The 21,805-nt window shown below is 62.4% G+C and carries 15 protein-coding genes and 2 pseudogenes; 5 read left to right on the plus strand and 12 right to left on the minus strand.

Features of this window, described 5'->3' with window-relative positions:
* Nucleotides 1-757 (plus strand): annotated as a pseudogene (locus CMI59_RS08795) (metalloprotease); the annotation flags it as partial.
* Nucleotides 758-765: 8 nt separating this feature from the next.
* On the opposite strand, the gene CMI59_RS08800 reads toward CMI59_RS08795, so the two are convergent.
* The 6 genes and pseudogenes from CMI59_RS08800 to CMI59_RS08825 form a co-directional block, all read right to left on the minus strand.
* Nucleotides 766-1,671 (minus strand): RNA polymerase factor sigma-32, encoded by a 906-nt coding sequence (locus CMI59_RS08800; protein ID WP_293327342.1) that lies wholly within the window; start codon nt 1,669-1,671, stop codon nt 766-768.
* A 179-nt stretch (nt 1,672-1,850) separates the two neighbouring features.
* The gene (locus tag CMI59_RS08805) at nt 1,851-2,990 is read right to left on the minus strand and encodes a CarD family transcriptional regulator (RefSeq protein WP_293327345.1); all 1,140 of its coding nucleotides are present in this window, start codon (nt 2,988-2,990) and stop codon (nt 1,851-1,853) included.
* 702 nt (nt 2,991-3,692) lie between these two features.
* Entirely contained in the window at nt 3,693-4,031 is a 339-nt protein-coding gene (gene fdxA / locus CMI59_RS08810) for a ferredoxin FdxA (RefSeq protein WP_293327348.1), read from the minus strand.
* A 101-nt stretch (nt 4,032-4,132) separates the two neighbouring features.
* Complete coding sequence (locus CMI59_RS08815) at nt 4,133-4,585, minus strand: TerB family tellurite resistance protein (protein ID WP_293327351.1); 453 nt, start codon at nt 4,583-4,585, stop codon at nt 4,133-4,135.
* Between the two features lie 58 nt (nt 4,586-4,643).
* Nucleotides 4,644-5,054 (minus strand): annotated as a pseudogene (locus CMI59_RS08820) (RNA-binding S4 domain-containing protein); the annotation flags it as partial.
* An 85-nt stretch (nt 5,055-5,139) separates the two neighbouring features.
* Nucleotides 5,140-8,301, minus strand: a complete 3,162-nt coding sequence (locus CMI59_RS08825; RefSeq protein WP_293327354.1) for a helicase-related protein — start codon at nt 8,299-8,301, stop codon at nt 5,140-5,142.
* A 355-nt stretch (nt 8,302-8,656) separates the two neighbouring features.
* Between CMI59_RS08825 and CMI59_RS08830 the strand changes: the two genes are divergently transcribed.
* Nucleotides 8,657-9,952, plus strand: a complete 1,296-nt coding sequence (locus CMI59_RS08830) for an acyl-CoA dehydrogenase family protein (protein WP_293327357.1) — start codon at nt 8,657-8,659, stop codon at nt 9,950-9,952.
* A 36-nt stretch (nt 9,953-9,988) separates the two neighbouring features.
* Here CMI59_RS08830 and CMI59_RS08835 read toward each other — a convergent pair whose 3' ends face one another.
* Nucleotides 9,989-12,391: a PAS domain-containing sensor histidine kinase gene (locus CMI59_RS08835; RefSeq protein WP_293327360.1), complete on the minus strand. Its 2,403-nt coding sequence runs from the start codon at nt 12,389-12,391 to the stop codon at nt 9,989-9,991.
* Between the two features lie 96 nt (nt 12,392-12,487).
* On the minus strand, nt 12,488-13,180 hold the full coding sequence (locus CMI59_RS08840; protein ID WP_293327361.1) for a hypothetical protein: 693 nt from the start codon (nt 13,178-13,180) through the stop codon (nt 12,488-12,490).
* Between the two features lie 254 nt (nt 13,181-13,434).
* Here CMI59_RS08840 and scpA point away from each other — a divergent pair, with 254 nt between their 5' ends.
* On the plus strand, nt 13,435-15,591 hold the full coding sequence (scpA, locus tag CMI59_RS08845) for a methylmalonyl-CoA mutase (protein WP_293327364.1): 2,157 nt from the start codon (nt 13,435-13,437) through the stop codon (nt 15,589-15,591).
* An 85-nt stretch (nt 15,592-15,676) separates the two neighbouring features.
* On the opposite strand, the gene CMI59_RS08850 is transcribed toward scpA, so the two are convergent.
* Nucleotides 15,677-16,585, minus strand: a complete 909-nt coding sequence (locus tag CMI59_RS08850; protein ID WP_293327367.1) for a DUF3108 domain-containing protein — start codon at nt 16,583-16,585, stop codon at nt 15,677-15,679.
* A gap of 182 nt (nt 16,586-16,767) precedes the next feature.
* Between CMI59_RS08850 and meaB the strand changes: the two genes are divergently transcribed.
* Together meaB and rpmB are read left to right on the plus strand one after the other, a co-directional pair.
* Nucleotides 16,768-17,817: a methylmalonyl Co-A mutase-associated GTPase MeaB gene (gene meaB / locus CMI59_RS08855; protein ID WP_293327370.1), complete on the plus strand. Its 1,050-nt coding sequence runs from the start codon at nt 16,768-16,770 to the stop codon at nt 17,815-17,817.
* 207 nt (nt 17,818-18,024) lie between these two features.
* On the plus strand, nt 18,025-18,318 hold the full coding sequence (gene rpmB / locus CMI59_RS08860; RefSeq protein ID WP_293327373.1) for a 50S ribosomal protein L28: 294 nt from the start codon (nt 18,025-18,027) through the stop codon (nt 18,316-18,318).
* Nucleotides 18,319-18,384: 66 nt separating this feature from the next.
* On the opposite strand, the gene CMI59_RS08865 is transcribed toward rpmB, so the two are convergent.
* The 3 genes from CMI59_RS08865 to CMI59_RS08875 all read right to left on the minus strand — a co-directional run.
* Nucleotides 18,385-19,530, minus strand: coding sequence for an esterase-like activity of phytase family protein (locus CMI59_RS08865; protein ID WP_293327376.1), 1,146 nt, complete (start codon nt 19,528-19,530; stop codon nt 18,385-18,387).
* A gap of 108 nt (nt 19,531-19,638) precedes the next feature.
* The gene (locus CMI59_RS08870; RefSeq protein WP_293327378.1) at nt 19,639-21,054 is read right to left on the minus strand and encodes an MATE family efflux transporter; all 1,416 of its coding nucleotides are present in this window, start codon (nt 21,052-21,054) and stop codon (nt 19,639-19,641) included.
* Between the two features lie 68 nt (nt 21,055-21,122).
* Nucleotides 21,123-21,805: MFS transporter (locus tag CMI59_RS08875; protein ID WP_293327381.1), on the minus strand; the 683-nt coding region annotated here is incomplete at its 5' end.

Here is a 21,805-nt window from a genome sequence, read left to right on the forward strand (position 1 = left end):
GAGCTGGTTCGCGAGCCATCCGCCGACGCCGGACCGGGTAAGAGCGGCGCGTGCCGAGGCCCGGGCGACCGGTATCGCGCCGGGCAAGGGGCGCCGGAACCGGAATGGTTATCTCAGCCATATCAACGGGATGATCTATGGCGACAGTCCCTCTCAGGGCATTGTCGACGGCAATCGTTTCGTCCATCCGCAATTGCGTTTCTCGTTCTCGGTGCCGAAGGGGTTCCGGATTTCGAATTCGACCCAGGCCGTGATGGTGACAGGGCCTGAAAAGACGATTGCAAAATTCGATGGTGCTACCAAAGCGGCGGGGGTCCCGGTCGCGTCCTATCTGGCGAATAGCTGGGCGAGGAATGTGAGGATCGGCAATCTGCGTCGCTTCAAGCTCAACGGCATGAATGCGGCGAGCGCGCTCGCCCGTGTGAATAACTACAATGCCAGGCTCGTGGTGATCGAATATTCGCCGACGCGAGTCTATCGCTTCCTGCTCGGTACGCTGCCGCAGGTCGGCGGACGGTATGACAAAGCGCTGCAAAGTCTGGTCGGAAGTTTTCACCGGATCAGCAAAGCGCAGGCGTCCCGCGTAAAGCCGCGGCGCGTGAAGATCGTGAAAGTGCGCTCCGGGCAGACGGTCGCCTCTCTCGCCAGGCGGATGGCGTTTTCGTCCTATCGCGAGCAGCGCTTTCGGGTGTTGAACGGTTTCGATGCGGCCCAGACATTGCGCCGCGGCGAGCGTGTGAAGATCATCACCCGGTAGACTGCTTGTCAGCCTGTGAAGTCCGTGAGCGCCGCTTCGCTGGTGGTGGGCAGTTTTTCCAGCAGGGCCTTGCGCATCTTGTCGATGGCGTGATGCTCGATCTGCCGGACGCGTTCTTTCGAAAGGCCCAGACGGTGCCCAAGCGTTTCGAGCGTTACGGTATCTTCCTGAAGCCTGCGCTCGCGAACGATGAGGCGCTCTCTCTCGCTCAGGGTTCCCATTGCCTCCTCGATCCATTCAGACCGCCGGAGACTGTCATGGGTTTCCATGACGGCGTCTTCCGGCAATGCCCGGTCGCAGGCAAGGATGTCCTGCCATTCAAGCGATCCCTCTTCCGTTTCCGCATCCCGTAAGGGCGCGTTGAGGGACCTGTCGCCGGCATAAAGGCGGGCCTGCATCGCCTCCACATCCTTGACGCCCACGCCGAGCTTCTCGGCGATGAAGATGCGCTCGTCCTCTGAAAGGTTTTCGCGGCCGCCATTGTCGATCATCGCGCGCAGGCGGCGCAGATTGAAGAAAAGAGACTTATGCGCGGCCGTCGTGCCGGTGCGGACGATCGACCAGTTGCGTAAGACATAGTCCTGGATGGAGGCTCTGATCCACCAGCGCGCATATGTGGAAAAGCGCACGCCCCGTTCAGGCTCGAACCGGGCGGCGGCCTGCATCAGCCCGACATTCCCCTCCTGCACAAGGTCGGCATAAGGGAGGCCGTAATTGCGGAATTTGGTCGCCAGCGAGATGACGAGCCGCATATAGGCGCTGGTGAGTTCGTGAAGCGCTTTCTCGTCGCGCTCGTCTTTCCATCGGCAGGCGAGTTCGAACTCGCGCTCGGGCTCCAGCAGGGGCACGTTCATGGCTTGCTTCGTGAAACGACGGTTGGCGCTCTGGCTGTCGCCGGTTTCCTGATGCGTCATGTGAGCCTCTCCTGCCTTGGCCGGGGGAATTCTCGCGGAAAGGCGTGTGGCGAATGCCCTTCCGGTCTTGATACGGCCGGGAAAGCGTTTCGGATCAACCTCCTGTCGCGCGGGAGGGCGAGGGCGCACAAAAAAGGCCCGGCGTGAGCCGGGCCTTTCAGAATAAGCGGTTTCGCGGATCAGGCCGCTTCGCTCTCTTCCTCCGACTTGGAAGAGGTCTTGTTGTCGCCCTGCAGGGCTTTCTCGACCTTTTCGATCGCCACATCTTCGCCGACGCGCTCCACGGCGGCGACTTCGCGGGCCATGCGGTCGAGCGCGGCTTCGTAGAGCTGGCGTTCCGAATAGGACTGCTCGGGCTGGCGCTCGGAGCGATAGAGGTCGCGGACCACCTCGGCGATGGAGATCAGGTCGCCGGAGTTGATCTTGGCCTCATATTCCTGCGCACGACGGCTCCACATGGTGCGCTTGATGCGCGCGCGGCCCCGCAGCGTTTCGATGGCGGAACCGACCACATTGGCGTCCGACAGCTTGCGCATGCCCACAGCGGTCGCCTTGTTGGTCGGCACACGCAGGACCATCTTCTCCTTGTCGAAGTTGATGACGAACAGTTCCAGCGTATGGCCGGCCACTTCCTGCTCTTCGATTTCCAGGATCTGCCCGACACCATGCGCCGGATAGACCACGAATTCCTTGGCCTTGAAGTTCGGCTTCTCCACCTTCGCCGCGGGGGCCTTGGCAGGCTCCTTCGCCTTCACGGCCTCCTTGGGCTTTGCGGTCTCTTTCGGCTTGGCCGTTTCCTTCGCCTTGGCAGCCGATTTGGCGGCAGCGGATTTTTCGTTGGCCTTCTGCACCGCGTCTTTCAGCTTGCTGCTATTGGCCGATTTTGCCGCCGTGGTTTTGCTGCCGGCTGCCTTGGTCGTGGATTTGGCCGCAGGCTTCTTCGCCGCCGCAGGCTTTGCAGCGGGTTTGGCCGTCTTGCCGGTCGTCGCCTTCTTGGCCGTGGCCGATTTGGCAGCCGTCGCCTTGGTTGCCGTGGATTTTGTCGCCGTCGATTTGGCGGCCGCGGGCTTGGCGGACGGCTTCTTGGCGGTGCTTGCCTTCGATGTCGTCTTCTTGGCTGCGGGTTTCGCCGCGGGGGCGGTTTTCGTCGCCTTGGTCTTGGCCGTCGCGGCTTTGGCCGACGCTGCCTTCGGCTTCGACGCGGGTTTTGCCGCTTTGGCCTTGGTCGCCGTCTTGGCCGTCCGGGATGCGGCCGGTTTGGCCCGCCCGGTGGAGGCCTTGGACGTGGTTTTCGCAGCCTTCTTGGTATTCGTCGCCATCGATTTTTCCTTCATTGGCCGGAGCCTTTGGCGGATCCAGTCCGCCGGCCATTCCAGGCCATCATTCCGGTCTGTCGCCAGGCCATGTCTTCGGCAGTGCCAACTTCCAATGCGCCCGCCGGTCCGGTCGGGATCCCGCCAATATTCGAGTCACGGAATTTGGAGAAGCAGCTCTGCCTTGCTCAAAAGTTTCCAGGAAACCCAAACGGAGTTTCGACCGATCTGCCGACAACAGGGGCTGGTGTACCCGGAGCCACAGCCGATAAGGGCAGGGCTTCTTTCAGCGAACGAGGAGGATGTCCGAAACGGTGTTCCGGGCAAGCACTCTTCCTGCGGGGCCGTTGACCGATCCGGCGAAAATTACCGTTTCAGTCAACCGACAAGGCCCGCTCCGCTTCAGGGACGCCTGGAAGGACAGGCGAAAGGCGAAGCGCTTCGAGCTCCGCCTTTGAGGGTAACAGCCTCGATGCTCGGTTCGCGTCAGCGTTAACTGCGCGGGATTCCTGCGTTGCTTTATCTATAGCACGAAAAGCGTGAAATTGGAAGATATCCCCGGCAAAAACGCAGTTAACACAGTGGGATAGGCGGAATTTCGGTCTTTTTGCGTCGTAAACGGACGATTCATGCGGCGCGGAAACAAAAGGGGCGGCCCGTTCCGGCCGCCCCGTTGTTATAGATCTAATTATCTATTCGACTTGCCGCTCAATCGCCTTCGCCGGGCTCGGCGCTGAAGAATTTCTCGAACTTGTTGTCGATCCCGGCCATCTCGTCGGCATCCTCGGGCGCATCCCGCTTGATGGTGATGTTCGGCCATTTGGAGGCGTATTCCGTATTGAGTTCCAGCCATTTCTCCAGGCCGGGCTCGGTGTCCGGCTTGATGGCTTCGGCGGGGCATTCCGGCTCGCAGACGCCACAATCGATACATTCATCGGGGTGGATGACCAGCATGTTCTCACCCTCATAGAAGCAGTCCACGGGGCAGACTTCCACGCAATCCATGTATTTGCAGCGAATGCATGCCTCAGTCACGATATAGGTCATCGCACACTCCAAATCGCAGATGCCGCTCCGCTGGCGGCGATCTGTACGGTCATCCGGCGGGGCTTTCATGCCCGTGCCGCTTCAATTCCTAGACCCTGGCCTTATTCCAGGCCGAGCCGCGCCAAAACACGCTGCCGGGCTTGCCCCGACGCGCGGTCGGGAACGTATATCAGCCCCGCGACGCGCCGCAACAAATTGGCTTCGTAGTCGTCGAGTACGCCGTCGGCATACACCACTTCCCACATCTTTTCGATCAGACCTATGCGCTCTTCCTCGTCATAGGCCTTTTTTATGGTCTGCACCCAGCGGTGAAGATCCATGGTCTCGTTTTCGGCGTTTTCGGCCTCGCCGATCAGGTGGTCCAGATCCTTTTCTTCGAGCGAAAAGGACTGGAGAGCAATCCGGCGAATGGCCGCACGCTCCTCCTCGCCGAACTTCGCGTCCGTCGTTGCCGCCCGGATCAGCAGGGCGACGACGGCGATCTGCAACTCGTCCGATTTGTCCTCGGCTTCGCTTGGAGCTCCCTGGAGGAAGGATTTGAGTTTTTCGATCATTCGTTTTGTCCATACACGAGTGGTGAGACCTCTTCAACCACGGATAAAAAATGGAGAATTATTTCTCCTCTAGCGATCCGTCCGATTTCAGGCGGTCGGTGGCCCGGCGTTCCCTTTTGGTCGGGCGTCCGGCACCGGGGGCTCTGGGCGCTGTCTGTGAAGGGGAAGATTGCCGGGAAGCGGATCCGTTGGAATCCGGCGTTGCACGGCGTTCGGGCGGCGGGTCGAGGTCGTCATAGAGCTCTCTTGCTTCGGGCGCGGGGCCACGCCGCGTTCCAAGCCCCCTGATCCGTATGACACGGATATGCGCTCCTAGAGGAAAGGTAAGCACATCGCCCGGTCTTACAAGCCGGCTCGGCCGCGATATACGGTCGCCGCTGACACGCATCTTGCCGCTCCGGACGAGCGTCGCGGCAATACTGCGTGTCTTGGCAAAGCGTGCATACCAGAGCCATCGGTCGACCCTCTGACCCGCTTCATGGGGGGCGGCCTCATGGGGTCCGTCTTGCGGAGATGGGCCGTCCTTGTCGCGCGATGAGGGCATCTGCCGGGTGTCAGTTCTGCTTCTGGCGGTCCTTCAGAACGGCAAGCGCTGCGAAGGGGCTGTCGGGATCGGGCGCTTTTTCGCGTTCCGGTTTTCCATGGCCGCGGTTGTTGCGCGGCTTCTTGGGGCCGCCATCCTTGCGGGGCGGTTTGCCCGACCGGGTTTCCGCACCGCCCTTTTTGTCGCCGCCTTTGGGGCGCCGCCGGCGTGGCTGGTCATCGTCGCGCCGGGCCTGCCGCTGCGGTTTGCCGCCCTGGTGCCGCCTTTGGGGGCGCCAGATTTCAAGCTCCACAGTTTCGGTCTCGCCGGCTTCCGCATTTGCTGCCTCCGCTTCGGGCTCAGTGCCCGCGCCCGTTTCAGATGCTGGGGCGGCTTGCGGTGCTTCACCGGCTGGCGTTTCGGCAGGAGCTGCATCGCTTGCCGGAGCGGCTTCCGGCGATGTTTCCGTCGCCGGGGCCTCGGGTGTCTCGGCGGTCGGCGCTTCCGGCGCGGCAGTTTCGGTCGGGGCAGCTTCTGTCGGAGCAACGGGCGCCTCAGGTGTTGCAGCTGCTTCCGTTGGTGCTTCTAGCGTTTCCGGTTCTGTTTCTGGCGGGGTGTCGGCCGCGGGCGCGTCGTTTGCTGTTGCATCACCGGTTTCGGAAGTAGTGTCCGGTTGCGTGCCGGACGCGGTCTCGGTCTGCTCTCCGGACGCCGACTGTGCTGCCACGACTTCTTCTTTCGGCAGCTTTATCTTTTCCATTTGAGAGCGATAGCCCAGACCGCGCAGCAGGCTGGCGAATTCCTCGCCCGAGCAGCCCACAAGCGACATCATGTCGGGATTGACGACGAAGCCGCCGTTATAGCGGCGTTCGGCAATCACCGGCCGGATCAGGTCGGCCAGACGTTCCAGCATATCGACGCGCACGGCACGCTCGCCGCAGACGCGGAAGCCCAGCACATCGTAAAAGCCATCGGGCGCGGTCTTGTCCGCCGGTACGGAGGTGAGCCCGGGCGTGGGCGGGGCGGGAAGATCCGCGAAGGGATCCTCGACACCCTTGCGGGCCAGCGCCCAAAGCGTGAGCAACAGCCGCGCGGGCGCGGGCTTCAACAAGGCCGGCATGAAAATCGTGTAGGCGCCGAAGCGCACGCCATGCCTGCGCAATTGGCCGCGCGCATTCTGGTCGAGGGCGCGGATATCTTCCGATACGGCTTCGCGGCGGAGCGATCCGAAATTCTCGACCAGGCGGTAAGCCACCCCGCGGGCAAGCCCTTCGACATCTTCGGCGTCCCGCATGCCCGTCAGCGGCGCAAGGACCTGGTTGACGTGCATGCGCGTCCACGCCTGAAGCCGGGTCTGGAGGTTTTCCTTGGGCGGCCCTGCCAGTTCATCGCCCGCGATCAATTCCACGCGGGGCAGAAGCGGATCGTCGGCTGCGTGAAGGCTGGCGACCGGCTGGCCTTCCCAGATGATCCTTCCGTGCTCTGAAAGATGAATGTCGGCATCGGGCGCCGCCGTCAGGCGCGCCGCGCGGGCATTGATCTCCAGCGCCAGCGCAGCATCGGAGGCGGCGCGAAGCGCCTTGCCGTGGACCCCTTCCGCCCTCGGGTCGGGTACGAAAACGAACCCTTGAAGACGACCCACGAATTCGCCCTCGACCAGGACCTCACCGTCACTGTTAACCGCCGCCATTAAATCCTCTTTCTGGCGTAGCCGCTTCATCAACACGCTTGTGCGACGATCGATGAACCGCTGCGTCAGCCGCTCATGCAACGCATCCGAAAGCTTATCCTCTATCGTACGCGCGCGCTCCTGCCAATGCACAGGATCATGCAACCAGCCGGAACGGTTGGATACATAGCTCCATGTGCGCATATGCGCCAGCCTGGCGGCCAGTGTGTCTATGTCGCCATCGGTGCGGTCCAGGCGTCCGAGCTGGGTAGAAAACCAGTCGTCCGGTATCCGTCCCTCGGGCTGCATCAGGAACAGATAGATCCTGGACAGAAGGGTTGCGTGCTCGCTGGCCATCGTTTTGCGGAAATCGGGAAGTTGCACCACTTCCCAGAGCTTCCGGATGGCGTGAGGGCTGGCTGCCGCGTCGCGAACCTCATGGTCGCGGCTCATGCGGGTCAGCGCCTCAAGGTCGTCGGCGACCGGGCCGCGCGTCAGCCCATGCTGGCGGGGCGGGACTTCGAGGCTGCGGATCAGCGCATCCATGGAGGTGAAATCGAGATCGGGATTGCGCCACTGGAAGACCTGGTCGGCATCGAACTGGTGATTTTCGATCCGCTCGATCATGTCATCGGCCAGAGGAACGGCGTCCGCGGTGACCCCGAAAGTACCGTCATTCATATAGCGCCCGGCACGGCCGGCGATCTGCGCCAGTTCCGCGACCCTGAGTGGGCGATGCTGGCGTCCGTCGAATTTCGCGGTGGAGGCGAAGGCTACATGGTCCACATCCATGTTGAGGCCCATGCCGATGGCGTCCGTGGCGACGAGGAAATCGACATCGCCCGACTGGTAGAGAGCGACCTGGGCGTTGCGGGTGCGCGGGCTTAGCGCGCCCATCACCACGGCCGCGCCGCCGCGCTGACGACGGATGAGTTCGGCGATGGCGTAAACCTGGTCGGCGGAGAACGCGACGATGGCGCTGCGGCGGGGCAGGCGCGTCAGTTTCTTCGAGCCGGTCCAGGCAAGTTCCGAAAAGCGGGGCCGGTTGATGAACCGGGTGCGCGGCAAGAGCCGGCCGATCAGGTGCCGCGCCGTATCCGAGCCCATCAGCATGGTCTCGTGGCGGCCCCGGCAGCGCAGCAGCCTGTCGGTGAAGGTGTGGCCGCGCTCACGATCCGCGGCGAGCTGGATTTCGTCGATGGCGACGAAGTCCACTTCCCGGTCTTGCGGCATCGCTTCGACCGTGCAGATGAAATAGCGCGCGGTAGGCGGCGCGATCTTTTCCACGCCGGTGATAAGAGCGACTTCGCGCGCCCCCTTGGCCCTTACGACCCTGTCATAGACTTCGCGCGCGAGCAGGCGCAGCGGCAGGCCGATCATGCCCGATTGATGGCCGAGCATGCGTTCGATGGCGAGATGGGTCTTGCCGGTGTTGGTGGGGCCGAGAACCGCCGTGACCGGTCGGCGTGCCGCGATGACGGCCCGTTCGTTTTGGTCTGCGGTGGAGGTGGACGCGCTACTCATGATGCTGTCGGCACCATCTCACAAAACGGGGTGTGTGCAAGTCTCTTCGATCCTGCCGCGCCCGCAATGCCGGGCGCGGCGAGCGTGACGGAATGTCACGTTAAGAACTGCGGCGTTAACTTTCGGAATATTGCGCGAACGAATCATGTCCGAATCGATGACCGTTCCATCTTCCGTTTTCGTTCACGGCTAAATCTTGTGTGCCCACAACGAGTTAGGCGGACAAGGGGTTAACGCAGGGGCATGCTGGGGCAGGTTTTCCGGGCCTTTCGCGGGCCTGTTGGAAGTCTATAGTGACCCTATTCGCTATTGAAAAACGGGCCGGAACAGGCCCGAAATCCATGGGAGGATTGCAATGGACTTCACCTTGCCGAAAGAGCTGACGGACTATCTGGCCGAGCTCGACGCCTTCATCGAGAAGGAAATCAAGCCGCTGGAGGAGCAGGACGACAATATCCGCTTCTTCGACCATCGCCGCGAGCATGCTCGTACCGACTGGGACAATGAAGGGCTTCCCCGCCATGAATGGGAGGAACTTCTGGGCAAGATGCGCAAACGCGCCGATGAGGCCGGCCACCTTCGCTATGCGCTGCCGAAAGAATATGGCGGCAAGGATGGCACCAATCTCGGAATGGCCGTCATCCGCGAGCATCTGGCAGCGAAGGGCCTGGGCCTGCACAACGATCTTCAGAACGAAAGTTCGATCGTCGGGAATTTTCCCACGGTGCTGATGTTCCGCGATTTCGGTACGGATGAGCAGAAAAAGACGTTCATTCCGGGATCGCTGGACGGCTCGGTTCGCGTCGCGTTCGGCCTGACCGAACCCGAACATGGCTCGGATGCGACCTGGATGGACACCCATGCGAAGCCGGAAAAGCGCGACGGCGTTGATGGCTGGCTCATCAATGGCGAGAAGATGTGGAATACGGGCATGCATGTCGCGACGCATGACTTCGTGTTCGCGCGGATCGGCGGCAATGACGGCGACCCGCTCGGGATTGCCTGTTTCATCGTTCCGACAGATACGCCCGGCGTGAAAGTCGAGGAGTACTACTGGACCCTCAACATGCCGACCGATCATCCCCGCGTTTCCTTCACCAATGTGTGGGTCCCGGAAACGGCGATCCTGGGCGATCCGGATCGGGGGCTCGAGCTTGCCCAGCACTTCGTGCATGAAAACCGCATCCGCCAGGCGGCATCAGGCGTCGGTGCGGCGCAGTACTGCATCAATGAGAGCGTGAAATATGCCAAGCAACGCGCGCCCTTCGGCAAGCCGCTAGCGTCGAACCAGGCCATCCAGTTTCCGCTTGTGGAAGCGCATACGGAAGCCGAGATGATCCGCTCCCTGATCTACAAGACGGCCTGGCAGATGGACCAGATGTCCAAGAAGGAAGTGGCGCGCCACCTTTCGGACAGGGTGTCCATGTGCAACTACCGGGCGAACCGTCTGGTTTGCCAGGCGGCCGATCTGGCGATGCAGGTGCATGGCGGCATGGGGTATTCGCGCCACAAGCCGTTCGAGCATATCTACCGGCATCACAGGCGCTATCGTATCACGGAAGGTGCTGAGGAGATCCAGATCCGCAAGGTGGGCGGTCACCTCTTCGGCTTCATCGGGGCGAGCCAGAAGCAGAAAAAAGCTGCGGAATAGGGTTCCCGCCAAAGCAGGTAGCGGCCGCAATCGGTATCAGCCGTTTGCGGCCGTTTCCGTTTTCGGGGTTTGATCCGTCTGGATCAGACGGGAGGCGGGCAGGTTGACGGCAACTCTTGTGCCGCAGCCAAGTTCGCTTTCCAGCGTCAGCGACCCGCCATGCATTTCCGCCAGCGAACGGGTGATGGAAAGGCCCAGGCCCGTTCCGCCATGGTCGCGCGAGGTTGTATCGCCGACCTGTGCGAAAGGCTCCACGACTTCCTTCAGGTTTTCGGGCGGAATGCCGGCGCCATTGTCCCGGACGTAGAGGGTGAGGCCGCCCTCGGGGTTCTTTTCCAGCCCCACATGAATAGCGCCGTCCTCCGGTGTGAATTTGATCGCATTCGAGAGGAGGTTCAGCAGGATCTGCCGCAACGCTCTCTGGTCGCCCATGAAATGGGGCGTATGAGGCGGTGCTTCGCGACAGATATTCAGCCGCTTTTCCTGCGCTTTCGGGCGCGTCAGCTCGATCGACCAGGCGATGACTTCGTTCAGGTCGAGTTCGCTTTCTTCCAGCGTGTAGCGCCCGGCCTCGATTTTCGAGATGTCGAGGATGTCGTCGATGACACTCAGCAGGTGCCGTCCGCTGTCATGGATATCGGCGGCGTAGTTCTTGTAGACATCGGTCCCGACGGGGCCGAACATCTCTTCGCGCATGATTTCGGAGAAACCGATAATGGCGTTGAGCGGCGTGCGCAGTTCGTGGCTCATATTGGCGAGAAATTTGGTTTTCGCACGATTGGCGAGTTCCGCGGCCTCGGTGGCGCGCCGCAGGTTCTGCTCGGCGCGGCGGCGCTCGATGGTAATGCCGGCAATATTGGTTGCGCCGCGCAGGAAATCATTGTCCGCATCGGAGGGCCAGCGATTGTCGCGGAAATAGAGGGCAAAGGCGCCCGCAACAGTCCCCTTTCCCATCAAGATCGGCTGGAACCAGATTGTCTGGATGTCCGCGGCGATGCTGAAATCCGCGACCACCTTACCGTGCATTTCGATCGATTGAAGATCCGTCACCACGATCTGTTCGCCATTCATGGTGGCGCTGCCGAAGCTCCCTGCCTTCAGGTGCGGCCAGATATTCGCAATGGAATCGGCAAAGGCCGCGGGCATGCTGGGCGCGGCGCATGTGGTCAAATCGCCCTGACCGTCGACGAGGAAGACCGCCGCCCGGCTGTCGGGCGTGGTTTCCTCCGCGCCCAGCGCCAGCTGGATCATGATTTCCGCCAGCGATGCGCCGGTTGCCAGCTTCTGCAACACGTTGAACTGGTGGCGCAGTTCGTTCTCCGTGCGTTTGCGGTGAGAGATGTCGCGGATATTGATCAGGATGCCGCTGACCGCGGGATCGTCGAGAAGATTGATGGCGGAGGCCTCGATCCAGCGAATTTTGCCGGTGGTCGGGTCGCGTAAGGGGAGTTCGGCGAGATCGGCGGGCGCTTCTGCGGCCACGGCCGTCTGCAGCGCTTCGTCTACCTGCGGCTTCTGGTCTTCCGGCACCTGGTCTCTCAGATGTCGGCCCTGCATCTCCTCGGGAACGTATCCAAGTTCCCTGATGCCTTGCGAAGCGAATTTGACGATGCCGTCGCGGTTGGTGATGACGAGAGCGTCGAAGCCCTTCTCGACCAGCGACCTGAATTGCGCTTCGTCACGATGGCTGCGTCGAAAGGCTGTTTCGGCATTCCGCCGCGCGGTTTCGGAGCGGTCGCGGGCCGCGGCGAGGTCCTCGATCAGTTTTGCATTGCTGAGGCGCAGCGACAACGTTTCGAAGTCGGATCGTCTGGTGGTGTCGGCAATATGGAGGAGGAAGCCATAGGCGGGCAGAAAGCCAAACGACACCATCATGAAGATCGGCTCTCCCGATGCTGCGCCGGCAATCAGGGCCGCCATCATGGCAGGCGCAGAGGCGCCGATCAGGGTCTTGCGCGTTGCGTTGCCGGTGAAGACGGACAGGGTCACTACGACCAGCATTGCGACCATGAGCGTCAAGCATTGAAGCGGGTCTTCAGGTACCCAGAAGAGATAGATGCCGGGAAGCCAGGTAACGTCCGTGGCCAGCAGGCACAGCAGCATGGGCTCGGACCAGTCGCGTGAATAGAGACCTTGCTTGAGAATGTGGTCCGTCAGCCGCGCATAGGTGAGCGACGCTGCGGCGACACCCAGCCACCAGATCAGGAGGATGTCGAAGCTGAAGCGGCTTTCCAGAGTGAGGATAAGCCCCGCGCTGAAGGTGGGAAACAGGAAGGGGAAGTGGCGGTAGGCGTGGACCATCGACGCGATCTGCTCGCGCCGAATTGCACTCTTTTCGCCATCGTCGATATTGGTGCTTTCCGCTCTGGCGCCGGACAGCATTGTTCGGAAACGCGCTGAAGCGTTTTCCTTCTGCCTTTCTCGCGCCTTTTCCACCATCGAGACGGGGCCCTCCGATCAAAATGCCCAGCCCTCAAGTGGTAGTAACAAGACGTAAAGTTTCCCTGAACGGGCAGGGGCCCGTGTGCTCCAGCGTCAATAGGGGTTGGGTGGCGTCGTCCTGAGTTCGTCCAGATCCGGGCGTTGCCGCGGTCGGCTTTCGACCTGACAGGATGTACGGATTCTCTGATCCGGCAGGCTGGTGGCTGTCCAATATTCCGGATACCAAGCATTGAGGCGGTCCATGACGGTTTTGGCCTGCTCAGTCGTCAGTTTTCCCCGAAATTTTTCCGCGACGTCCGGGTCGGGCGTGACGCCGAGGGAGAGCAGCGCGGCGTTGCGGCGGTAAAGGCGAGCCCAAAATGCGCCTTTTACCATGGCGGAGGGTGCATCCACGCCGTCGGTTGCGTAATGCAGGGCAAGGTTCTTCTGAGCGTCCGCCCAGCCGGCATTGGCGGCGCGTTCGATCCACTGGATGCCGGATGCCTCGTCGCCCTTTTGGATCAGGCATTGGCCGAGCGCGGTCTGGGCGCCCTCATAGCCGTGGCCGCGATAGGCAAAGCAGGTCAGCACATCCATGGTTTCTTGGCCGCAGTCGCCTCGTTCGGCTTTCTGGATCGAGCCGGCATAGAGTGTGCCCAGCGGATCCTGACCGGCAAGTGTGGGGACGAGTTTGCCGTCCTTGTTCCGGCGCATGGAGCTGGAGGAGTCGCTGCAGGCCGTTATGCCCAGCGACGCCGCCACAAGCACGATCAAGGTCAAGGCCAGCCGATTGCCCCTATTAAGCATTCCGATATCTCCCACCTTCCAATTTGAGCGAAACCATACAGGCTGCGGGGCGGATTTCGAAGGGTGATATGGTGACGATATTTTCAGGAATATCCTCAGGCAGAGGCGTGCTGACGTTGCGGCGCGTTGCTTTTGAGGAGGGGGTATGGGCGCGGTTTGACCGGCTGGGTCCGATTGTCGATACTCCGCGCCAAATTTAGGGATAAATCCTGCAGCTCTCGCGGCTGCGGCAGCGTTCGTACGGGACAGTGACCATGGCCGATAAAAAGACGTTGAAAGACTGGGAAGAGGCGGTTGCCAAGCAGACCAAGGGGGCGGGCTCGGACAGCCTCGTCTGGCATACGCCCGAAGGGATCGACGTCAAGGCGCTCTATACGGCCGAGGATCTGGAGAAACTTGCCGGGGAAGGCTTCGATGCCGATACGCTGCCCGGCTTTGCGCCTTATACGCGCGGCCCGCAGGCGACCATGTATGCGGGGCGGCCCTGGACCATCCGTCAGTATGCGGGCTTTTCGACCGCTGAAGAGTCCAATGCCTTCTATCGCCGCAATCTGGCGGCGGGTCAGAAGGGCCTTTCGGTCGCTTTCGATCTGGCGACCCATCGCGGTTATGACAGCGACCATCCGCGCGTGGTGGGCGATGTCGGCAAGGCGGGCGTCGCGATCGACAGCGTGGAGGACATGAAAATCCTCTTCGACGGTATTCCGCTCGACGAGATGTCGGTGTCGATGACGATGAACGGCGCCGTGATCCCCGTCATGGCGAATTACATCGTCGCGGCGGAAGAGCAGGGCGTTTCGCAGGACAAGCTGTCGGGCACCATTCAGAACGACATTCTGAAAGAGTTCATGGTCCGCAACACCTATATCTATCCGCCCGAACCCTCCATGCGGATCATCGCGGACATTATCGGCTATTGCTCGAAGAACATGCCGCGCTTCAACACCATCTCGATTTCCGGCTACCACATGCAGGAAGCCGGCGCGACGCAGGTGCAGGAGCTGGCCTTCACCATCGCCGACGGCCGCGAATATGTGCGCGCTGCGCTTTCCGCCGGGCTGGGCGTGGACGATTTTGCGCCGCGTCTTTCCTTCTTCTTCGCCATCGGCATGAATTTCTTCATGGAAGTGGCCAAGCTGCGCGCGGCGCGTCTTCTCTGGGCGCGGGTGATGTCGGAGTTCAAGCCGCAGAACCCGAAATCCTCCATGCTGCGCACGCATTGCCAAACCTCCGGCGTGTCTCTTACGGAGCAGGATCCCTACAACAATGTGATCCGCACCACGGTCGAGGCGATGGCCGCCGTGCTGGGCGGCACGCAGAGCCTGCATACCAATGCGCTGGACGAAGCGATTGCCCTGCCGACGGATTTCTCGGCGCGTATCGCGCGCAACACGCAGCTCGTGATCCAGCACGAGACCGGCATCAACAATGTCATCGACCCGCTTGGCGGTTCCTACTATGTCGAGACGCTGACCCATTCGCTGGCCGAGGAAGCCTGGAAGCTCATCGAGGAAGTGGAAGAGCTGGGCGGCATGACCAAGGCCGTCGAAAGCGGCATGCCCAAGCTCAAGATCGAAGAAGCTGCCGCGCGTCGTCAGGCCCGCATCGACCGCGGCGAGGAAGTGATCGTCGGCGTGAACAAATACCGTCCCGCCGAGGCTGACCCGATCGACATTCTCGATATCGACAATACCAAGGTGCTGAACTCTCAGGTGGCGCGTCTCAAGAAGCTGCGTGAGGAACGCGACGAAGCGAAATGCACCGCGGCGCTCGAGGCGCTGACGGCGGGTGCGAAGTCGGGCGGGAATCTGCTCGAGCTTGCCATCGAGGCGGCGCGGGCCCGCGCCACGGTCGGCGAAATTTCCGATGCGATGGAAGCCGTCTTCGGCCGCCACCGCGCGGAAATCAAATCCATCTCGGGCGTCTATGGTTCCGCCTATGAAGGAGATGATCGCTTCATGAATATTCAGAAGGATATCGAGGCCTTTGCCGAGACAGAGGGCCGCCGTCCCCGCATGCTGGTGGTGAAGATGGGGCAGGACGGTCACGACCGGGGCGCCAAGGTGATCGCGACAGCCTTTGCCGATCTCGGCTTCGACGTCGATGTGGGGCCGCTCTTCCAGACGCCGGAAGAGGCCGCCCGCGAAGCGATCGAGAACGACGTCCATGTGATCGGCATTTCGAGCCTTGCCGCCGGCCACAAGGTGCTCGTGCCCGCGCTTTCCAAGGCGCTGAAGGAACAGGGTGCGGACGATATCGTGATTATTTGCGGCGGCGTCATTCCGCAGCAGGATTACGAATTCCTGCGCAATGCCGGGGCGTCGGCCATTTTCGGTCCGGGTACGAATATCCCCGAATGCGCGGCGGAAGTTCTTTCGATTGTCCGCGAGAAACGCGCACAGGCCGCATAAGCATCCGGATCTCTTCCGAGAAAAGCGAAAGCCGGGGAGCATTCCCCGGCTTTTTTGTCAGGATTATCCGGCGCCGCCGGGTCGTTCAGTCTGCCTGGCTGAACTTCTTCGGCACGGGCGGCATGCTGTCCCAGCCATGCGGTTCGAGGCTCACAAGTTCCAGCACGGCGCCGCCGATGGGCGTGCGCATCTTCAGCTTGACCGGCATGTAGAGCCGCCCCTTCTCAAGCGGGGCTAGCCAGACTTCCGTCGCCCGGTCACGCCGGAGCATCTGGGTGAACTTCTTTCGCTCCGTCCCCGTCTTGGGTGTGAAGGCCGCTTTGCAGACGATGGCGTGACCCGAATAGCCATGGTCACGGGTCGTGATTTTGGTTTCGCGGTCTTTGGTCAGCTTGATGTCATAGCGACGCTTGCCGTCGAAAATCCGGATCGTACGGTCGCAGGGGTTTTTGGTCCCGGCGACAGGCACGAGAAGCGCGCTCACCGGATCCCGCGTGTTGCGCGTTTCGCCGGGCAGGACGGAGACCTTGCCCTCGGGGGGATCGTTGCGCGTCTCCGGCATGCCGGATTTGTCCCAGGACATGAGGCGGGTCTTGGTCTTGTTGTTCTCGCTGGAAACGAAGACGTAGCGCTGCGGTTTTACCTGCATGCCGTCGACCGCGCCTTCCGCGCCGATATCCCAATGCCCGTCCCAGAAGGCGGCCGGCAGACCCGCCGCGCCGAGCTGCGCGCGCATCTTGTAGTTGTCGCCCCCGATCCAGGTATCGAGCGTGCCCTTGGCGACGAGGAAGCCGCCCACATAGACTGTGTATCCGGCCCGGAGCGACCGTCCGGTCTTGTCGTTCGCCTGAGCTTGCGGGCGCGAAAGGGGCGTGGCCGTTGTTTCGACCGAGGCTATTTTCGTTCCGGCCGTTTTCGGTTCGGCATGGGCAGGTCCGGCGCTTCCCAGAAGGAGCCCCGTCAGCGCCAGCGCCGATACGCTGTTTCCGGTCAAAACTCGCCACATGACGTTGCGGCCCTTTCGTGTTTTCCGGCCCGAAGGCCCGGCAATTATCCTATTTCAGCTTCCCAGAATGGCGAAATGAAGCTGAACCGCCGCTGAACACCGCCATTTTCCCCGTTTCCGGCGGCTTTCGGGGGCTGGACGGCGGCGCGGGGCACGGTTATGCAACGAGGATGACGACAGATTCCGGCGCCATGAAGGCCGACGCGCAGCCTTTCAACCGACGCAGTACCGATCCGGGCGAGATCGCCGAGGCGATCAGGGCGGGCAGCCGCTCCGCGCTGGCGCGCGGGATCACGCTGGTGGAATCGGCAAGGGCCGATCATCAGGAAAAGGCGCAGGAGCTTCTGGCCCTGCTTTTGCCGGATACGGGCAAAGCCATACGCATGGGGCTTTCAGGCGCGCCGGGCGTGGGCAAATCCACCTTCACCGAAGCCTTCGGGACCATGCTGACGGCCAAGGGGCATCGCGTGGCGGTGCTTGCCATCGATCCGTCCTCGTCGCGTACCGGCGGTTCCATCCTGGGCGACAAGACGCGGATGGAGCTTCTGGCGCGCGATCCCAATGCCTTTATCCGTCCTTCGCCCTCAGGCGGCACGCTGGGCGGGGTGGCGCGGCGGACGCGCGAGGCGATGCTCTTGGCCGAAGCAGCGGGTTTCGACGTGATCCTGATCGAAACGGTGGGCGTGGGCCAGTCGGAGACGGCGGTTTCCGACATGGTGGACATGTTCCTGCTGCTGCTTTCGCCGGGCGGCGGCGACGAGCTTCAGGGCATCAAGCGCGGCATTATGGAGCTTGCCGACCTTATCGTGGTCAACAAGGCCGATGGCGACATGTTGCCCGCGGCCAAACGCGCCAGCATGGAATACAAGACGGCGCTCCACCTGATGCGGCCCAAATACGCCGCCTGGACGCCCGAGGTGCAGCTTTGCTCAGCCCTCAAGAATGAGGGGCTGGAGAGCGTCTGGGATGCGATCGAGCGCCATCGCAAGGCGCTTCAGGAGGATGGAGAGCTGGATGCGCTGCGGGCCGCGCAGGCGCGCGCCTGGATGTGGACGGAAGTCCGTGAAGGCCTGTTTTCGGCGCTGAAGGCCCATCCGGAGGCCTCCCGGCTGGTGCCGGAGCTGGAGGCGGCCGTTTCGGAGGGGCGCGAGACGCCGACCGCTGCCGCGCGGCGGCTTTTGTCCATTGTTCTGGGTGTTGAGGTGCCGCCGGCGGACTGATCTCGCGGATTCCCGGGGGCTGGCCGGTTTTCGGCGCTTTCCGGCCTTGACGGAGCTTGAAGCGCCTTTTATACGTCCCCGCTCAAGTGGCGCGCGGCTATCCGCAGCGCCCCAACATATTTGACCGAAACCCAGTATCAACCAGGGGCGTTAAGCAGGTCGCCAGTTGCAAGGTGATCGCCGTCCCGATGTTCGAGGAATGACCCTATGTCCCGCCGCTGCGAACTGACCGGCAAAGGTGTGATGTCCGGCAATAATGTGAGCCACGCGAACAACCGTACGCGTCGCCGTTTTCTGCCGAATCTGTGTCAGGTGTCGCTGCTGAGCGATGCGCTGGGCCAGCAGGTGTCGCTGCGCATCTCCGCGCATGCGCTGCGCTCCGTGGAACATAAGGGCGGTCTGGACCTGTTCCTGCTCAACGCGTCGGACGGTCAGCTTTCGCCGCGTGCGCTGAAGGTGAAGCGCGCCATCGCCAAGAAGCAGGCGACCGCCGCTGCCTGACCAGGCGCTCAACGATATTCGGTAAAAAGGCCGCCCTTTCGGGGCGGCCTTTTTCTTTTGCGGGGATCAGTCCGGTATCTGCCCGTCCGGTGATGGAGAGGGCGCTCCGGCGGATTGAGAGCCCCTGAGGGGTATCTCCGTGGCCTCCGCCGATTTCGGTGCGCCATGGAGCCGCTTCATCGTATCTGCCGGCAGGTGGAACATGAGCAGCAGGGTGCGCTGGATCGGATTGAAGTTGTCATCCGAGATCATATAGAGCCAGGCCCCGCCCTTGCCGTCGCTTCGCGCGGAAAGGCCTTCCATGTTGTCGATGGAGTAGCTCTGGCCGACATCGATGAGGACGGGTCCGTCGACGAGGGCTCCCGGCGTGAGCGCGGCGCTTTTCAGGTAGCGTATTTCCATGCCGACACCGCCGAGGACGGAGAAGCGCCGCTCCAGCAACAGGTAATCGCCATTGGGCAGCCGGGTGAGATCGGTCGGCTTGTAGGGCGCGTGCGGCTTTACCTCGAAACGCTGGAAGTCTCGGCCTTCGGCTAGAAAGGCGCGGATATTGCCGCGCGGGTTCAGCGTATCTTCGGTGATTGCGACAAGGCCCGCATCGTCCTTTCCCGGCCGGGCGGGATGCCAGGCGAGCGCCTCGATGCCGCCGTTGAAGGCGAGGCGGCCAAGGCGGCGCTGGGTGAGCAGTTGCAGGGGCTTTGCAGCCAGCGCGTGATTGGCAATGTCGTATTTCCAGATGCGGTGCGCGCGCTCGAAGCTCACATAGGCCTGCGAGGCAAGTGGATCGTCGCCATCCACGGTGAGGCCTTCCGCGTCTCCGAGTTGTTTCGTCCTGGTGACAGGTTTGCCGTCGAGGCCCAGCATCGGTGCGATATGCGCATCGGCGACGCCGTAGATGCGGCCTCTCTCATCGTAAAGAAGCCGGCCGCTCAGCCAGCGGCCTTTGTCGGAAATGGCGAGAAGGCGGCTCCCGTCCGCGCTGACAGAGAGACCCGACCATCCGCCGAAATCCCCGTCGGGGGAGGTCAGCTCCACGCCGCCGGCCCATTCGAGATCGCCGGTTTTCGTTTCCTGGCGGTTGTCGGGGTTCCAGATAAGGGGATGCGCCTCCACATCGATTTCCCCGTCCGCAAATGCGGTGTTGCCGATGCCGCCTGCCACCAAAAGGGCAAGAGCGACGCCGCAAGCGACCCTCCACCAGAGTTCACGCAATTTTTCCCACCATCATGCTGAGGCCTGTCCGCTTCCGCGCAGGCAAGCGGGCAGGCAAACGGATTGTGCCGGGCATCATATCGGCGGCGCCGCGCGCCGCAATGTCCGTCACGCCGGATTTCTTGCCCAGGGCGGCAGCGTAAGGCCCAGCCCGTCGCGCCTTGCCCAGCGGAGCGTGAGCAGGGCGGAGACGATCGCAAGGCCGCTTGCAAGACCGATCCAGATACCGAAGCCGTTCATGTGGAGCGGGAAGGCGAGCAGTGCACCGACGCCGAGCCCGCCGATCCAGTAGCCGAGTGCGGCGTAGACCATCGGTACGCGCGTATCCTGCAGGCCGCGCAACATGCCTGCGCCGATCACCTGTGCGCCGTCGAAGACCTGAAACAGCGCGGCGATAAAAAGGAAGCTCACGGCGAGCGGGATCACATTCGCGTTTGCGGGATCGGCCGAATCGAGGAACACGCCGATCAGAAGATGCGGCACAGACATCATGATGATGGCCATCATTCCCATAAAACCGACGCCCATGATGAAGGGTGTCCAGCCTGCGCGCATCATCGCGGTTTCGTCATTGGCGCCATAGGCGCGGCCCACGCGCACGGCGGCGGCCTGCGAGAAGCCGAGCGGCACCATGAAGCTGACGGCGCAAAGCTGCAGCGCAATGGTGTGGGCGGCGAGCGCGGCCGTGCCGATGACCCCCATCAGAAGGGCGGCGGCATTGAAGACCGTCACTTCGAAAGTGGAGGTCAGTGCGATGGGAACACCGATCTTCCAGATCGCGCGGAAGCGCTCCCAGTCGGCCCGCCAGAAATTGCCAAAGAGGTAGTAGCGACGGAACTGTCTGTCGGTCAGCACGACAAGGCTCAGCGCGCCGAACGTGAAGAGCGAGGTGATGAAGCTGCCGACACCCGCACCGACAAGGCCGAGATTGGGCGCGCCCAGATTGCCGAACATCAGGCACCAGTTGGCGAAGGCGTTGACCGCGACGGCGGCCGTGCCGACGGCAAGAGCCCAGCGGGGACGCTGCAAGGCGGAGAGGAAAGAGCGCAGCGTGAGATAGGCCAGCGACGGCAGGTAGGACCATTGCAGCGTGTGCATATAGGCGGCGGCATTGGCGGCGACCTTCGGGTCTTGGCCAAGGGCGCGCAGGATCGCTTCCGTTTGCCACAATGCCATCCAGACCGGCAGCGCGATGGCGATGCATATCCAGAGCATTTGCCGCACCGTGCGCCGAACTTCGCGCACGGCGTGGTTGCGTTTGCCGAGTTCCGACGCCATCAGCGGCGCACTCGCATTGACGAGCCCGATGCCGAAAATCATGAAAGCGAAATAGAGATTGAAGGCGAGCGCGCCCGCGGCGAGTTCGCCCGGTCCCAGCCAGCCCATCATCAGTACATCCGTCGAGTTGACGAGGATCTGGGCGAGGTTCGTCAGAACCAGCGGCCAGGCGAGGACAATCGTCGCTTTCGCCTCAACGCCCCAGGGGCGGAGTGCCGGATTCGACATGATCGAGGCGAAAGACATGGGACCGTCCGTTGCGCGGAAAAAAGCCGGGCAGATTACCCGGATGAGGTCCGCTGGCAAGCCCCATGTCAGGAGGTGGGGGATTCAGCCTGTGCCGCGTTGCCGCTGCGCAGCCATGCGACGAGCGGGAACGGCAGGTAGATCAGATAGATCAGGCAAACGGCCAGCACCAGCCCATGCGGATCCCAGACCTGCATCAGCCAGCCGGAAAAGGGCGCGCCGCAGAGCGCGCCCGTGCCCCACATGGCGGTGGTGAAGGCCGAAGCGCCAGCCAGTTCCCGGCCTGAGAAACTTTGCCCCACCACTACCATGCCGAGGGTGAAGAGGCCGTTGGCAAAGCCCACCACCACGAAGACGGCAATGGCGGAGGCGATGAAGCCCGGCAGGAAGAAGGGCAGCGCCGCATACCCTGCGATGGAGAGAACGACGAGAAGCGTCATGAAGGCATAGGCGTTCACTTTGTCTGCGATCACGCCGACCAGCGGCTGCACGAAGATGGCGCCGATGGCCGAGATGGTGAGGAGCGAGACGGCGGCATTCTCGCCCATGCCCAGCTTCATCGAATAGAGCGGGAAGAAAGTGACGAGTGCTTCTTCGGAGGCGGCAAAGAAGAAATTCACGAGGAGCGCGGCGGGCGCAATGAGAAGGAGGCGCCACATGGCGCTGCCTTTTGCCTCGCCTGCGAAGTGATTGGTCTTGCGGTCGGCGGTCGCGGTCAGCAGCGCCGCCAGCACCAGCATGGCGCTGCCGA

The sequence above is a fragment of the Parvibaculum sp. genome, from assembly GCF_002684405.1.
GTDB lineage: Bacteria > Pseudomonadota > Alphaproteobacteria > Parvibaculales > Parvibaculaceae > Parvibaculum.

Excerpts from the sequence above, each read along its gene's own strand:
- CMI59_RS08840 (WP_293327361.1), bottom strand. The coding sequence starts at position 13,180 with ATGCTTAATAGGGGCAATCGGCTGGCCTTGACCTTGATCGTGCTTGTG.
- CMI59_RS08835 (WP_293327360.1), bottom strand. The coding sequence starts at position 12,391 with ATGGTGGAAAAGGCGCGAGAAAGGCAGAAGGAAAACGCTTCAGCGCGT.
- CMI59_RS08870 (WP_293327378.1), bottom strand. The coding sequence starts at position 21,054 with ATGTCTTTCGCCTCGATCATGTCGAATCCGGCACTCCGCCCCTGGGGC.
- CMI59_RS08805 (WP_293327345.1), bottom strand. The coding sequence starts at position 2,990 with ATGGCGACGAATACCAAGAAGGCTGCGAAAACCACGTCCAAGGCCTCC.
- rpmB (WP_293327373.1), top strand. The coding sequence starts at position 18,025 with ATGTCCCGCCGCTGCGAACTGACCGGCAAAGGTGTGATGTCCGGCAAT.
- fdxA (WP_293327348.1), bottom strand. The coding sequence starts at position 4,031 with ATGACCTATATCGTGACTGAGGCATGCATTCGCTGCAAATACATGGAT.
- meaB (WP_293327370.1), top strand. The coding sequence starts at position 16,768 with ATGACGACAGATTCCGGCGCCATGAAGGCCGACGCGCAGCCTTTCAAC.
- CMI59_RS08800 (WP_293327342.1), bottom strand. The coding sequence starts at position 1,671 with ATGACGCATCAGGAAACCGGCGACAGCCAGAGCGCCAACCGTCGTTTC.
- scpA (WP_293327364.1), top strand. The coding sequence starts at position 13,435 with ATGGCCGATAAAAAGACGTTGAAAGACTGGGAAGAGGCGGTTGCCAAG.
- CMI59_RS08830 (WP_293327357.1), top strand. The coding sequence starts at position 8,657 with ATGGACTTCACCTTGCCGAAAGAGCTGACGGACTATCTGGCCGAGCTC.
- CMI59_RS08815 (WP_293327351.1), bottom strand. The coding sequence starts at position 4,585 with ATGATCGAAAAACTCAAATCCTTCCTCCAGGGAGCTCCAAGCGAAGCC.
- CMI59_RS08825 (WP_293327354.1), bottom strand. The coding sequence starts at position 8,301 with ATGAGTAGCGCGTCCACCTCCACCGCAGACCAAAACGAACGGGCCGTC.